The sequence below is a fragment of the Chryseobacterium nepalense genome, assembly GCF_023195755.1.
Lineage (GTDB): Bacteria > Bacteroidota > Bacteroidia > Flavobacteriales > Weeksellaceae > Chryseobacterium > Chryseobacterium nepalense.
Window position 1 is genome coordinate 3660296 of record NZ_CP096203.1, and the last position, 14090, is coordinate 3674385.

The 14090-nt window shown below is 36.8% G+C and carries 19 protein-coding genes; 14 read left to right on the forward strand and 5 right to left on the reverse strand.

The annotated features are described in order from the left end of the window. The first annotated feature begins 28 nt into the window (after positions 1-28). From M0D58_RS16555 to M0D58_RS16570, 4 genes are all read left to right on the forward strand, one after another. The gene (locus M0D58_RS16555) at positions 29-709 is read left to right on the forward strand and encodes a TIGR02117 family protein (protein ID WP_248391760.1); all 681 of its coding nucleotides are present in this window, start codon (positions 29-31) and stop codon (positions 707-709) included. After that, complete coding sequence (locus tag M0D58_RS16560; protein WP_248391762.1) at positions 706-1356, forward strand: murein L,D-transpeptidase catalytic domain-containing protein; 651 nt, start codon at positions 706-708, stop codon at positions 1354-1356. Before M0D58_RS16555 ends, M0D58_RS16560 begins: the two co-directional genes overlap by 4 nt. A 221-nt stretch (positions 1357-1577) precedes the next feature. Continuing rightward, the gene (locus tag M0D58_RS16565; protein WP_248391764.1) at positions 1578-2036 is read left to right on the forward strand and encodes an SRPBCC family protein; all 459 of its coding nucleotides are present in this window, start codon (positions 1578-1580) and stop codon (positions 2034-2036) included. A 7-nt stretch (positions 2037-2043) separates the two neighbouring features. After that, a complete protein-coding gene (locus M0D58_RS16570) occupies positions 2044-3345 on the forward strand; it encodes a cryptochrome/photolyase family protein (RefSeq protein ID WP_248391766.1) in 1302 nt (433 codons plus the stop codon). A 22-nt stretch (positions 3346-3367) separates the two neighbouring features. On the opposite strand, the gene M0D58_RS16575 is transcribed toward M0D58_RS16570, so the two are convergent. The 4 genes from M0D58_RS16575 to M0D58_RS16590 form a co-directional block, all read right to left on the reverse strand. Then, positions 3368-3829, reverse strand: coding sequence for a hypothetical protein (locus M0D58_RS16575; RefSeq protein WP_248391768.1), 462 nt, complete (start codon positions 3827-3829; stop codon positions 3368-3370). 330 nt (positions 3830-4159) lie between these two features. Further along, a complete protein-coding gene (locus tag M0D58_RS16580; RefSeq protein WP_066440788.1) occupies positions 4160-4354 on the reverse strand; it encodes a cold-shock protein in 195 nt (64 codons plus the stop codon). 229 nt (positions 4355-4583) lie between these two features. Next, positions 4584-5645 (reverse strand): 3-oxoacyl-ACP synthase III family protein, encoded by a 1062-nt coding sequence (locus M0D58_RS16585; RefSeq protein ID WP_248391770.1) that lies wholly within the window; start codon positions 5643-5645, stop codon positions 4584-4586. Between the two features lie 428 nt (positions 5646-6073). Next, positions 6074-6373, reverse strand: a complete 300-nt coding sequence (locus M0D58_RS16590; protein WP_248391772.1) for a helix-turn-helix transcriptional regulator — start codon at positions 6371-6373, stop codon at positions 6074-6076. A gap of 153 nt (positions 6374-6526) precedes the next feature. Between M0D58_RS16590 and M0D58_RS16595 the strand changes: the two genes are divergently transcribed. The 10 genes from M0D58_RS16595 to M0D58_RS16640 all read left to right on the forward strand — a co-directional run bounded on the left by M0D58_RS16595 (position 6527) and on the right by M0D58_RS16640 (position 12948). Then, positions 6527-6787 carry a hypothetical protein gene (locus M0D58_RS16595; RefSeq protein ID WP_248391774.1) on the forward strand — a complete coding sequence of 87 codons (261 nt, stop codon included), beginning with the start codon at positions 6527-6529 and terminating at the stop codon, positions 6785-6787. 36 nt (positions 6788-6823) lie between these two features. Beyond that, a complete protein-coding gene (locus M0D58_RS16600) occupies positions 6824-7012 on the forward strand; it encodes a hypothetical protein (RefSeq protein ID WP_248391776.1) in 189 nt (62 codons plus the stop codon). Between the two features lie 161 nt (positions 7013-7173). Next, on the forward strand, positions 7174-7572 hold the full coding sequence (locus M0D58_RS16605; RefSeq protein WP_248391778.1) for a hypothetical protein: 399 nt from the start codon (positions 7174-7176) through the stop codon (positions 7570-7572). A 64-nt stretch (positions 7573-7636) separates the two neighbouring features. Next, positions 7637-8080, forward strand: a complete 444-nt coding sequence (locus M0D58_RS16610) for a thioredoxin family protein (protein ID WP_248391780.1) — start codon at positions 7637-7639, stop codon at positions 8078-8080. Positions 8081-8089: 9 nt separating this feature from the next. Then, the gene (locus M0D58_RS16615) at positions 8090-9016 is read left to right on the forward strand and encodes an FAD:protein FMN transferase (protein WP_248391782.1); all 927 of its coding nucleotides are present in this window, start codon (positions 8090-8092) and stop codon (positions 9014-9016) included. A gap of 81 nt (positions 9017-9097) precedes the next feature. Further along, the gene (locus M0D58_RS16620; protein ID WP_248391784.1) at positions 9098-9325 is read left to right on the forward strand and encodes a DUF4266 domain-containing protein; all 228 of its coding nucleotides are present in this window, start codon (positions 9098-9100) and stop codon (positions 9323-9325) included. A gap of 32 nt (positions 9326-9357) precedes the next feature. Continuing rightward, entirely contained in the window at positions 9358-10527 is a 1170-nt protein-coding gene (locus tag M0D58_RS16625) for a DUF3570 domain-containing protein (RefSeq protein ID WP_248391786.1), read from the forward strand. A gap of 6 nt (positions 10528-10533) precedes the next feature. Then, positions 10534-11301, forward strand: a complete 768-nt coding sequence (locus M0D58_RS16630; protein ID WP_248391788.1) for a phosphatase PAP2 family protein — start codon at positions 10534-10536, stop codon at positions 11299-11301. Positions 11302-11303: 2 nt separating this feature from the next. Next, entirely contained in the window at positions 11304-11999 is a 696-nt protein-coding gene (locus M0D58_RS16635) for a VIT1/CCC1 transporter family protein (protein WP_248391790.1), read from the forward strand. A 199-nt stretch (positions 12000-12198) separates the two neighbouring features. Next, positions 12199-12948: a ThiF family adenylyltransferase gene (locus tag M0D58_RS16640; protein ID WP_248391792.1), complete on the forward strand. Its 750-nt coding sequence runs from the start codon at positions 12199-12201 to the stop codon at positions 12946-12948. Positions 12949-12992: 44 nt separating this feature from the next. Here M0D58_RS16640 and M0D58_RS16645 read toward each other — a convergent pair whose 3' ends face one another. Further along, entirely contained in the window at positions 12993-14090 is a 1098-nt protein-coding gene (locus tag M0D58_RS16645) for a DUF7005 family protein (RefSeq protein WP_248391794.1), read from the reverse strand.

The following is a 14090-nucleotide window of genomic DNA, read 5'->3' on the forward strand; positions in this document are numbered from 1 at the left end:
TTTATTAACTATATTTATTAGCTTGACTGTGAAAAAAATGTTGTTTATCATTCTTAAAACATTAGGAATTATCGTGGGCATTGTTGCTCTTTATGTCGCGCTCGGATATTTCCTGCCATTTATCGAAATTTCGGCTAAGGATGACGGAGAGAAAAAAGAAATTCCCATTTATATTTATACGAACGGCGTACATACAGATATTGTAATGCCCGTAAAAAATGATCTTCACGACTGGAGTGGGGAAATCCCTTTCACCAACACAAAATCAAAAAAATCAGATTTTAAATATGTAGGTATTGGCTGGGGTGATAAAGGTTTTTACCTGGATACGCCTACCTGGGCCGACCTTAAGTTTTCCACCGCTTTTAAAGCTGCCTTCTGGCTCAGCGAATCTGCCATGCACTGTACCTATTACCGCGAAATGAAAGAAGGCGAAGATTGTAAAATGATTATGATCAGCAAAAATCAGTACAGACAGCTGGTGAAATTTGTTGATGATAAATTTGATAAAGATTCAAATGGAAATAATATCCTTATTCCTACCAATGCAGTGTACGGAGATAACGATGCATTCTATGATGCCAAAGGGAGATACAGCTTTCTGGATACCTGTAATACCTGGGCAAATAATGCACTGAAAGCTGCCGGGCAAAAAGCTGCATTATGGACGCCTACTGATTACGGAATATTTCTGCATTATAAAAAATGAGAAAGCTCCTTTATCTTAACATTATATTTTTGTATGCATTCCTTTCCTGTCAGAAAGAACAACAGCAAAACAATTCCGGAACTTCTCTAACGCAAAATAATACCGTTGCGGATAAATCTGATCTCAAAGAGATGAGGCATAAAGCCCGTCAAGCACTACAATTCTGTAAAAAGAAGAAACTGAATACTGATTTCTGTATTTTGATTGATATGAGCGTTCATTCCGGGCTAAAGCGGTTTTTCATCTGGGATTTTAAAAAAGATTCTGTTTCTGCAGCATATCTTGTAGGGCATGGGTGCGGAAATAATCGCTGGAGCAGTGATGAGTCAAAGGATAAGCCGCAATTCAGTAATGAAGACGGAAGTCATCTTTCTTCTTTAGGTAAATACAAACTTGAGGGAAGAGGGTACAGTAACTGGGGAATTAATGTGAAATATTTGATGCACGGTCTGGAAGATACCAACAACAATGCTCTGAAAAGAGTCATTGTATTTCATTCCTGGGAACTGATGAGTGATAAAGAAACTTTTCCTACAGGTTCTCCCGAAGGATGGGGCTGTCCTACCATATCAAATAATGCCATGAAAAAAATCGATCCGATTTTGCAGCAATCAGAAACTCCTGTTCTGATGTGGATCTATAATTGATAGCTGATTAACTTTTTATTAACCGAAGACACAAAGATTATTATTATAATATTAAAAGTTAGTATTAAGAGTTATCTGTCTCTATTGCTTATTCCTTTAAAGATACTTAATTTTACTGAGTTAAAAAAATATATTAAATTTGTAATATTAGTAATTTATTTTACTTTTTTATTGCAAATTTTAATGTTGTGGTACTTTAATTGTATTTGATTGAGAAAAAGATGAAACATACATTATTCCGCGAGCAGCAGCTGCATTGTGATCTGAAAACAGCGTGGGAGTTTTTTTCTTCGCCCGGAAATCTTTCCAAAATTACTCCTGAAGATATGAACTTCATTGTCCGTACAAAGTTTGAGACAAATGAAATATATGAAGGAATGATCATTGATTATTTCGTTTCGCCACTTTTTGGAATTAAAATGAAATGGAAAACAGAAATTACGCAGGTAAATTTCAGGAAAAGTTTTACCGATTTTCAGAAAAAAGGACCTTACAAACTTTGGAATCATCATCATGAATTTATCGAAAATGAGCAGGGTGTTTTAATGAAAGACAGGGTTGATTATGAGCTTCCGTTTGGTTTTCTCGGAGAAATTGCGGATAAACTTTTTGTTAAAAATAAGCTTGAACATATTTTCGATTACCGCTTTAAAGTTCTGGAGAAATATTTCAATCAATAACTGATCTATGTCTGAAAAAAAGAATAAAATAAACGTCTTCTGGTTTCGGAGAGACCTCAGGCTGCAGGATAATTGCGGTCTTTATTATGCTTTACAACAGAAAGAAAAAGTGCTCCCTGTTTTTATTTTCGATAAGGAAATTCTCGATAGGCTGGAAAACAAGTCGGATAAGAGAGTGGATTATTTTCATCAGGCTCTGAAAGAGATTCATGGTGAACTTAAAAAACACAACAGCGGAATCACAGTATTTTATGAAAAACCTCTGGATGCTTTCAAAAAATTAATTAAAAACTATGATGTTGATACGGTTTTCTGCAATACGGATTATGAACCTCAGGCTATCAGTCGCGATCAGGAAATCGAATATTTTCTGAAAGATCATCAGATCAATTTTAAAAGCTATAAGGATCAGGTCATTTTCGAAAAAGATGAGGTCATGAAAAATGATGGGACACCATATACGGTTTACACGCCTTATTCAAAAAAGTGGAAAGAACTTTTGAAGAAACATAAAATCGAAAATTTCACAATTAATTTTTCTAATTTTCTGTCGTACAAACCTTCCCAATTTCCTGAGCTTAAGGATATCGGTTTCCAGAAGACAGATTTGAAAATGACGGATCCTGCATTAAAAAAATCAATCATTGATGATTATGATAAATACAGGGATTTTCCCGGAATGGATCATACGACACATCTTGGTGTAGCCCTCCGTTTCGGAACAATTTCCGTACGCAAATGTGTTCGGTTCGCATTAGAACATAATGAGACCTGGCTGAATGAGCTGATCTGGAGAGAGTTTTTTATGCAGATTCTTTATCACTTCCCGAAAGTCGTTCACCAACCTTTCAAACAGAAATATGAAAATATACAATGGCGAAACAATGAAAAAGAATTTCATCTCTGGTGCAAAGGACAAACAGGATATCCTATTGTAGATGCAGGAATGCGTCAATTGAATGAAACAGGATTCATGCACAATAGGGTAAGAATGGTGGTTGCAAGTTTCCTTACCAAACACCTGTTAATTGACTGGAGGTGGGGAGAAGCATATTTTGCAGAAAAACTTTTGGATTATGAGCTCTCCTCCAACAATGGAAACTGGCAGTGGGCAGCAGGCTGTGGTTGCGATGCGGCACCTTATTTCAGGGTTTTTAATCCTTCGGAACAGACTAAAAAATTCGACAAAGATCAAAAATATATCAGGACGTGGCTTAATGAAAATGAAATTAATGCTGAAGAAATGGTAGAACATACTTTTGCCAGGAAAAGAGCACTTGAAGTTTATGGAAAAGCAGTGAAAAGCTGATCAGGTTGCCGTAATTGCAACTTTACGAACGAAGCCCCAGTTTCTTTAAAGCATTGGCGTTTAAAAATATTTCATCAAAAGAGGTTAATGATTCTACATCGCTGAAGTTCTGAAAGGTTTTATCGTTTTTATTAAATGAAAGCTCAATCATAGGATTGTAAATCGCGGTGATCCGCACTACGGAATATCCGTTGTAAGCAATGGAGAATCCTTCAAACAAGCATTTTTGTTCTGCATTGCGGTATATTTTATATTCTTCGAAAACTGGGCTGTCTGTTTTGCCTGCTTTTTTGTTATGCTCAAGAGATTTCCAGGAAGAATAATTTTTAGGCTCTTTCAGAATGTTTCCTTTGTTGTCTACCGGCACAAACATACCGAGTGTCAAAGTTTTTTTCAGGAAGTTAGCATAATTATTCATCAGTTTTAAGGTCTGCAGATCTGCATAACCTTCATGGGAGTAATATTCTATAACGAAATCCGTCATAGGAATTAGTTTATGGGAGGAGCTGACTGGCTTATTTACTGGTTCTTGAGACAAAATTAAAATATTAAGGTTGAAGAAACGAAGATAAATAAATTGCTAAAAACAGGAAAACTATTTATCAATCATTAATGAAAATACATAAAAAAACCTCCCACATTGTGGAAGGTTTATGACATATATAAAATAAGATTAAATCAATTCAATAATGTCTTTTCAGGTGATATATTCAGAATGAGAAAATAGATAAATTGGATATTAACTAGATTTGGCTAACTGAGAAAGCTCCGTGAATATCTTTTGTCTCAACTGTCAATACCTTGACATTCGGCATTACGCCAATTTTACGTTCACTGCGTTTAAGCCTTTTTGGCCTTGCTGAACTTCAAAAACTACTCTGTCATTTTCCTGGATAGATCTTGAGATTAATCCGGAAGAATGTACGAAAACGTCTTTGCTGCCGTCTGCTGGAGTGATAAATCCGAAGCCTTTTGCTTCATTGAAAAATTTTACTGTGCCTTCTTGCATTGTAAATGGTATTAAATTATTGTTAAGCCAAAGCCTTGTGCTGTGACCTTATTAAAAACAAATGGCTGAAAAAGTAAACTGAAAGAAAATATTATCTATGCTCTACAGAATAGCAAAGGCAGAAACCTGTTTTGTTCTGCAAATATACAAAAAATTTCCATAGTACTGTTAATTAAATTGTTGATTATCAAAAATATTTGTACATTATACAATTGAATAGGGTAGATCACTAAAATTTGTAAACCAATGCATTGATATTCATTCCTGCTCCTACGGATGCAAAAAGAATAATATCATCCTTTTGTATAGTATGTGATTCCAGTTCATCTTTAAGGATCATGGTAAGAAGGGAAGGAATTGTCGCTACACTGCTGTTCCCTAGTTTGCTGATTACCATTGGCATAATTCCCAAAGGAACATTCATGCCGTAAAGCTGATAAAATCTTTCCACAATCGCTTCGTCCATTTTTTCATTAGCCTGATGAATGATGATTTTGCTCAGGTCATTGATCGTATATCCGCTGTCATCCAGGCATTTCTGCATTGCTGTGGGAACGTTGGAGAGTGCAAATTCGTAAATTTTCCTTCCATCCATTTTAATATATTTGGTATCCGGACAGCTTTCATTGTTATAAGATTTTCCGAAGTACAGGAAATCTTTTTCATTCAAGGTATAAGAAGCTGAGAGATGCGATTTAATTCCCGAATCATCCGCTTCGTTGGCTTCCAGAATAACAGCTCCGGCTCCGTCTGCATAGATCATACTGTCCCTGTCATGAATGTCTACTACCCTAGAAAGCGTTTCAGCACCTATTACAAGACATCTTTTAGCTATTCCGGACCGAATAAAAGCATGCGCCTGGATTACTCCTTCAATCCATCCCGGGCAGCCAAAAAGGACATCATAAGCTACGCAGAAATTATTTTTGATTCGTAAAGTGTGCTTTACCCTTGAAGCAAGGCTCGGAACGGTATCAGACTGAATAGTTCCGAAGCGTACATCTCCAAAATTGTGGGCAAAAATAATATAATCCAGAGTCTCCGGATCAATCCCGGAATCTTCAATCGCAGACTGTGCGGCAATAAGACCAAGATCTGAAGCAACCTGCGTACTGCCGGCATATCTTCTTTCTTCGATACCTGTTATTTTCTGTAATTTTTTTGTAATAGATTCATTACTGTCTTTCAGTAAGTTTCCTTCCTCATTCAGGAATACATGTTCGCCGAAAAATAAGTTACTGATGGTTTCTGAGGGGATGTAGTTTCCTACACCTATGATTTTGCTTGTCATATCCAAAAAGATTCTAATCCTTAATACATAAATAGCTGAATTATTATTCAGCCAGTGTCCATAAAACTTCAGAATGGTGAAGCCTTTAGTATACCTGCGAAAATTATTCGCCTGAATAACAAAAATCCTGATTACAAATCTTATGATATATTTGTGGAATCCTGATCATTAAAATAATAGAAATGCAAAAAAGACAATAATAAATTATAAAATTGCATGTTTTCTATATATCACCGATAAAGGTAGCTCATTAAAAATAAATACTGCTATAAATGTCTTTAATTTTGCTAAAATTTAACATTCATAGAATAATAATTGAGTAAAATTATCTGATTAAATCAGGTAGGAATAAAATTAAAAATCTTTTATTTAATTAAATTGGAAATTTTAGCAATATTGATCATAGAGTCTTACTGCCTAAATATTATTTATAATTCTTTTTCCAGAATTTCTACAATTCTGTCAATCACGTCCTGTTTTTTCGATTTTTTATGATAGGGAGGCTTAGGTTCAGAAACAATACTCTGCTGATTTTTATTAAAAAGAGCATAGAGATCCAGATCGGGATGTTCTTCGATATACCAAACAAGAAAATTAAGAGGCATTGCATTTTTTCCCGAAAAATAGAGCTGAATAGATTGAGGGGTTACACCATATGCGTTTGCAATTTCCTTCATGGTTTCGCCTTTGCTCTTGCTATACTCACGGATCTTTTCGTAAATTTTCATATTAAGTGTTTCTTATCAGATTGAAAACAATAAATCGTTGTTTAAATTCAATAATTTGTTGTTTTTAATATATAATTGTATATTTGTTCTTCAAATGTCTTATCAGACAGACACAAAATTACAAAAAAAGGTTAAACAAAATTTATCGTTTCTATGAACACATTGATGAAACCCTCTCATCAGGATAAAACCGGCAAAAAGCTCGATTTTATCGAACAATGGCTGCCGCCACGCTATACCACTTCAGTGAACATCATTCTTAAAAAGGAACCGAAAGACCCGGCATACATCCGAAAAGTGAGAAAGAAAAAGCTCAGCGATGAAAAGGTTATTGATGCACTCTACAAAGTATCCCTCATCAATAAATTTCAGAAAGAGAATAATCAACCGAAGTTTAACAGTCAAAAATTATAAATTCATCCGGAATAATCATAAACAAACACAATAATCATGGAAAAAAATGAAACCGTAATCACGGAATGCTTCAAATGCGGAACGCAATACAAAAACCATTTCAATGCATCACCCTGCTGCAAATCGCTTGTAATAAAAGTTGACGAAAGCGGAAACCGAACAACCATTACCTTTCTCAGTACATTTTCAATGCCCTGTTCTCATTCCGAAAAAAAGGAAATATGATGACAGCCGAAGAAGCTGAGAATCCCGCATGTTCAAACGATCTGCGGGATTTTTAATCTTTCCGGAAATCTGATATAAGAATAGCCGTCCAAACGTGACTTTAAAAAAATATTAAAATGTTAATTTAAAGTAATTCTAAACGAAACATTTTATAAATTTGAATGGTGAAAAAGTTGATTTCCATATTGTTCCTCTCGTTATATTTGGTTTCTACAACCGAATTGTATCAGCTTTTGAAAATCCCGAATCTCATAGAGCATTACTGTGAGCATAAAAAGCTCAATCCGGAAATGCCGCTCATCGCTTTCCTTAAAACCCATTACAACCATCCTGTTAATGACGGAGATGACGGAAAAGATCAGAAACTTCCCTTTATCATCCATTCCGCACCCTTGGCTTTGGTTTTTACCGTAATGAATCCGGGATTTAGCTTTGAATCCAAAAATTCACATGTACAACAGATAACATCCAATAAAATCTCGTCAAAGGATGAGGACTTTCGTTTTAAAGGATTTGCAGGCTCCATCTGGGAACCTCCGCGCTTTTCCCTGGTAATTTAAAATTGATTTAAAACAAATCAAATTATTATATCGTTAAATTATAAATCATTATAAAATATACATAATGAAAACACTATTGTCAGCCATTGTAATGGTTGTATTCTCCATTGGTTTTCACGCACAGACCAGGCTGGAAACCGCAAAAAAAACGGCAGCAGAAAATAAAGAACTTATTTTACTTAACTTTTCGGGCTCAGACTGGTGCATTCCATGTATCAAACTGCATAAAAATATCATTGAAACCGAAGACTTTAAAAAGCTGCAAGCGGATAACGTTATTCTTTACATTAATGCAGACTTTCCGAGAAACAAAAAAAATCAGCTTTCTGCGGACCTGAAGAAGGAAAATGCAGCACTTGCCGATCAATATAATCCAAAAGGGCTTTTTCCGTATACGCTGCTATTGAACCAGGAAGGAAAGGTACTGAAAACCTGGGAAGGACTTCCTTCTGAAAATGCTTTGGCTTTCAGTAACGAAATCCGCTCAGTCAAAGAAAACCAAAAATAATTAACGCGTATGCTAAGAGAATTCAAAAGACCTCAGAAACTCATGGGGAACGCTTTTGAAATTACCGTTGTGGGAAATGATGATAAAAAAGCACAGGAGCATATTGATGCAGCCATTGAAGAAATACGCAGGATCGAAAAACTTCTCACCACTTTCAGTGAAGAAAGCCAGACCAACCTTATCAACAAAAATGCAGGAATACAACCTGTACAGGTTGACCTGGAAATTTTTGATCTGATTGAAAGAAGTATGCGTATCAGTGCCATTACAGACGGATATTTTGATATTTCTTATGGCGGAATTGATAAAAGCTTCTGGAATTTTGACCGTACAATGAATGCACTTCCAGATCCTGAACTTATTAAAGATCATCTGAAGCTCGTGAATTACCGGAATATTATTCTTGATCGAAGTAACCAGACGGTCTTTCTAAAAGAAAAAGGAATGCGCATCGGTTTCGGGGGAATCGGGAAAGGATATGCTGCCGAAATGGCAAAGAGGCTTTTACAAAAAAGAGGGGCAACCTCAGGAATCGTCAATGCTTCCGGGGATCTTACTGCATGGGGAAATCAGGCAGACGGAAAACCCTGGACGATAGGAATTGCAGATCCAGACAATGCCGGACAGCCGTTTTCCTACATGAATATTACCGATATGGCCATTGCAACGTCCGGGAATTACGAAAAATTCGTTATCATCAACGGAAAAAGATACTCGCATACGATCAATCCCAAAACAGGGATGCCTGTTTCAGGAGTAAAAAGTGTAACCGTTTTTTGTCCTAATGCAGAAATTGCAGATGCCATGGCGACGCCTGTAAGCATTATGGGAATCACTGCGGCAATCAATATGGTTAATCAGATTAATCATCTGGAATGTATTATTATTGATGACCAGGACAAAATATATTCATCACAAAACATTAATTTAAAATGAAACCATTATCATTCTGAACAGAGGTGTGAAACAAAATTCTCTTCTAATTCAGAATGACTTTCTAAAAACAATTCAGAACAAATGAAAAATTTCATAAAAATAATAGCGGCAATTTGCCTATTGATCACCGTGGCCTCAGTGCAATCCTGTACTACCGTCAAGGAGTACGAAAAAAATAAGCTCAATGATTCTGAAATGATTCTCGGAAACAGGCCGATCGAAAAGACCGAGCTTAGCTTTCAGTCTTACAGAGAAGGCTCTTCCGGAGCCAATGCAGGGAAAGTTGGCGGCGGCTGCGGGTGTAATTAAAAAGAGTACATATAAAATTAAAGTGATCTAAAATGAAAAAATTAATCATAAGTGTTATTGCTCTTTTCGGAATTTTTAATGCAAAAGCACAGGAAAATACAAATAATGAACAGCCAAAAAAGCTGACGTTTGATGAAGCAAATTTAGTTTCAAGCTACTATAAACAGGACGGAAATAATTCTGCCGTTACAGGAGGAATTGGCACTGAAAAGTTAACCGATATTTCCAATACCATAGATGTAACAATGGTAAAATACGATAAGAAAGACCGAAAAAATAAATTCGGTTTTAGTGTGGGGATTGATCATTATACTTCCGCATCTTCGGATATGATTGATCTTAAGGCCAACTCGTCGGCATCCCATGCAGACAACAGAATTTATCCTGCTTTAAGCTGGAGCCGTGAAAATGAATCCAAAGGAACAACCTTAATGGCGGGAGTTTCCACATCTTTTGAGTTTGATTATCAGTCTTACGGTGCAAACATCGGCTTTTCGCAGAAAACGGCAAACCGGATGGGAGAATTTACGGCAAAATTCCAGGCCTTTCTAGATCAGGTTAAGCTTATTGCACCTATCGAATTAAGAACCAGTGAAGGCTACGGTACGAGCGGAAGAAATACCTATGCTTTATCTCTGGCCTATTCCCAAATTATCAATCAGAATTTCCAGATCGAGGTTTTGGGAGATGCTGTTCAGCAAACAGGATATTTAAGCCTGCCGTTTCACAGGGTATATTTTAATGATAATTCTGTACATCAGGAAGCTTTACCGGATAAAAGGTTTAAAATTCCAATAGGATTGAGAGCCAACTATTTTCTGGGAGATAAGGTGATTCTGAGGGCCTATTACCGGTATTATACTGATGACTGGGGACTGAAATCCAATACCTTCAGCCTGGAAACGCCGGTGAAAATTTCACCATTTATTTCGGTAAGTCCTTTCTACAGGTATTATTCGCAGACGGCAACAAAATATTTCGCGCCCTATCAGCAGCATACGGCTTTTGATGATTTTTATACCAGTAATTATGATTTGTCAAAATTCGACAGCCACTTTTACGGGGCCGGAATCCGAATCAGTCCGAAGAATGGGTTATTTGGAGTGGAACGCCTGAATATGCTGGAAATAAGATATGGACATTATACAAAATCTGTAGGGATGAAATCTGATATTATTTCCTTAAATTTAAGGTTCAGATAATAACCTATGAAACCATTTATCACAATTTTCACTGCTTTGATCTTTTCTTTTTCTGTGAATGGACAGGTCAAAGCAGATTCTTCCATGTCCGTTGAGTATTTTGAATATCAGGACAAAGTTTATCAACCCAATTATAAAAAGCTAATCGTTCCGGCTGTTTTTATCGGATACGGAACGATTAGCCTTACTTCGGATGCATTGAAAAACCTCAACCGGTCTACGAAATATGAAATCGGAGAACATCAGCCGAAACACATTAAACTGGATAATTACACCCAGTATCTTCCTGCAGTAATGGTATATGGATATAATCTTGCAGGAATTAAAGGAAAACATAATTTCAAAGAACGGACAATTATTTACGGAACTTCACAGGTTATCTCGGCTGCATTTGTTCTTCCTCTGAAGCATTTGGTAAAAGAAGAACGGCCGGATGGATCCAACCACCTTTCTTTTCCTTCCGGGCATACAACAACTGCTTTTTCATCAGCTCATTTTCTTTTCAGGGAATATAAAGATGAAAATTTCTGGTTGTCTCTTTCGGGGTATCCTATTGCTATTTTTACAGGTGTTTACAGAACGCTTAATGACAAACACTGGGTAGGAGATGTGGTAGCCGGTGCAGGATTTGGGATTTTAAGTACAGAGTTGGCTTACTGGCTGTTTCCGAGAATTAATACACTATTTAATAAAAAAGATTCTAAAAGTTTTACCATGATTTATCCGGTTGCGGATGGTAAAAATTTTGGGGCAGGAATGGTTTTAAACTTTTAATTATGCATCATCTTTTAGAAAAACATTATGTAAACAGGGTAGGGTGGCTTCGTGCAGCGGTGTTGGGAGCCAATGACGGATTGCTTTCCACTACGAGTATTGTTATTGGGGTTGCTGCAGCATCACCTGAGAAAAATACCATTATTCTTGCCGCCCTCGCAGGAATGATTGCCGGTGCCATGTCCATGGCTGCCGGAGAATATGTTTCCGTAAGCTCTCAGGAAGATACCGAAAAAGCAGATCTTTTGCGTGAAAAACGCGAGCTTGAAGAAATGCCGGAAATAGAACTGCAGGAACTTGCCAAAATCTATGAAAAACGGGGAGTAAGTAAAGAAACAGCTTTACGTGTGGCTACCGAACTTACGGAGCATGACGCATTGGCAGCCCACGCACATGATGAGCTGGGCATCAATGAGATTACCCAGGCAAAGCCTTTACAGGCGGCTATTGCTTCGTTTGGTTCCTTTGCTCTTGGAGCACTGCTTCCTTTTATTGTTTCTCTTACAGCACCTATTAAAGAAATGGTGTACTTTCAATATGGATTTTCAATTGTTTTTCTGATGATTCTCGGAGCCATTTCCGCGAAAACCGGCGGTTCAAAAATTGGCATCGCTGTCATGAGGATATGTTTCTGGGGTACTGTTGCAATGGGAATTACAGCACTGATAGGCCATATTTTCGGGGTGAATGTTTCATGAACTCAAATAATGAGGAGCTGAATATGAACTGCACCTAAAGTTGAAAAAATATTAAAATAGTTGTATATGAAAAGTCCGTTACTGCAACGGACTTTTTCCTTTTTAAGTTAAATATTATTCTGCCGTTACTATAATTCTACACTTTCAGGTAGCGGAGTTTCAGTTCCTGTTCTTTACATTTGTCTAAATCATGATCGTCATGGAAGAAAGATACACCAGAAACAGATTATATATCACTGAAGAAGAACAGCGGTATATAAAAAATTTCCCGATTTTATTAGGGGGAGCCGGAATTGGTAGTATCATTGCAGAATGTCTCCTGAGATTCGGATTTGAAAACCTTACCATTATCGACGGCGACGTTGTTGAATTGTCTAATCTAAACCGCCAGAATTACACCGAAAAAGATATTTCCGTACCGAAGGTGAATGCTCTGAAGGAAAGACTGCTGTCTATCAACAGCAATGCAGCGATTAAAGTCCACCATTGTTTCCTGACGCCTGAAAATGTTCAGGAATTCATTCCGGGACACAAGATTGCCGTTAATGCTTTGGATTTTACTTCAGACGTTCCTCTTATTTTTGATGAAGCCTGCCAAAAGCAGGGCATTCCGGTATTGCATCCTTATAATCTGGGATGGGGTACTCTTGTTTTTGTGATTTCCGGATTACCGGGATTACGTTATTTATCAAAAGAAGATGAAAGATTTAATGAGCTGAATGTTGTAGAATATGCAACCGGCTATTTAGCTTTCTGGGGAAATCGCCAGGTATGGATTGATGATATTATAAAAAAATACAAAGAAGAAAACGGAAGTTTTCCCCCGCCTCAGCTTGCTGTTGCTTCTTGGCTGGCCGGTGCCGTGAGTACGCATATTGCTTTTGAGATTGCAATCGGAAAGAATGTAAAGACTTTTCCGGAATTTTATCTCACAACAATACAGAATTAATTATACACTAATAACCATTTTATATATCTTCGGCGCGCTGAGAATCAGCGCGCCGAAATTTTTTGATAGCTGTCAAGTACCAACCCGGCTCCAGCTGGTGATGAAATTTGCAGAAGATCTGTTTTGCAGAGCGCTTCAATCCTTGATCTTTTGTCTTCATCAGTTTTCATTTCTTTAAGCTGACTACTGAAAACTGAAATATTTTCAATAGCATTTCTGATGATTTTTGTTACCTGTGCAAATTCAGGTTCAGAAAGATTCATTCCGGCAAGATAATTTTCGAGCCGTGCGCCGGATCTGTATTTCGGATATTCTTCCAGCCCCATAAAAGTGAGCATCCAATTTTTCTGATAAGTTCCTGAAGCGGCAACAATTCCTATATAATCTGCAATCAGCTCATCATGAAGATTATTGGAAGCAGAACCGAACTTTTTTAATGTGTATAAATGAACGCATTCATGCTCTAACCGTATTTTTAATGAGATCTCCTTCCATTTTTCACTGTTCAGGTCTAGTGTTGCTGCGTTTACATTGCTGTAAGGTTTCATGCTCAGCAGAATAATTTTGTCTTTATATAAATGCGTATTGGGTACAATATTTTTTAAAAATTCCTCATTCCAGGAAAGAGATGAATTGTTTTCACTCCATTTCTGTTTTAAATTATTGATCTTCTTCCAGTTATTTATTCCGCTGATCAGGCTTGCACCCATTGATTTCGGAATTTTCACGGGATTGTTTTTATGAATTAAACATTGGATAAGCATTTCAAAATCAGTTTCGTCAGGAACTGTAAGCACTGGGATATGATAAGCCATACTTTGATGGAGTTTCAGCGTAATCTCACTTTCTTTTTGCAGCTGTAAGGCTTGATCTGAAATGATGAATGATCCTTTCAGAACAGCATCGCGGTACATCTGCTTTTTGTCTGTTCCTTCTTCAATAGGAAAATTCAGCTGGGGATAAAACGCACGAAGCACATGAAACGGAATATTGCCGGTAGAATGGTCAATATATTCTTCCCAAAATGTTTTATCTGATGAATTTTGAATTCCTGCATTATCAGCGGTAAATTTATTTGAAAAATAATCTTGTAGCTGTTTTGGTAAAACCATATTTTCTTTCAGCTCTGTCTTGTTTTCCAT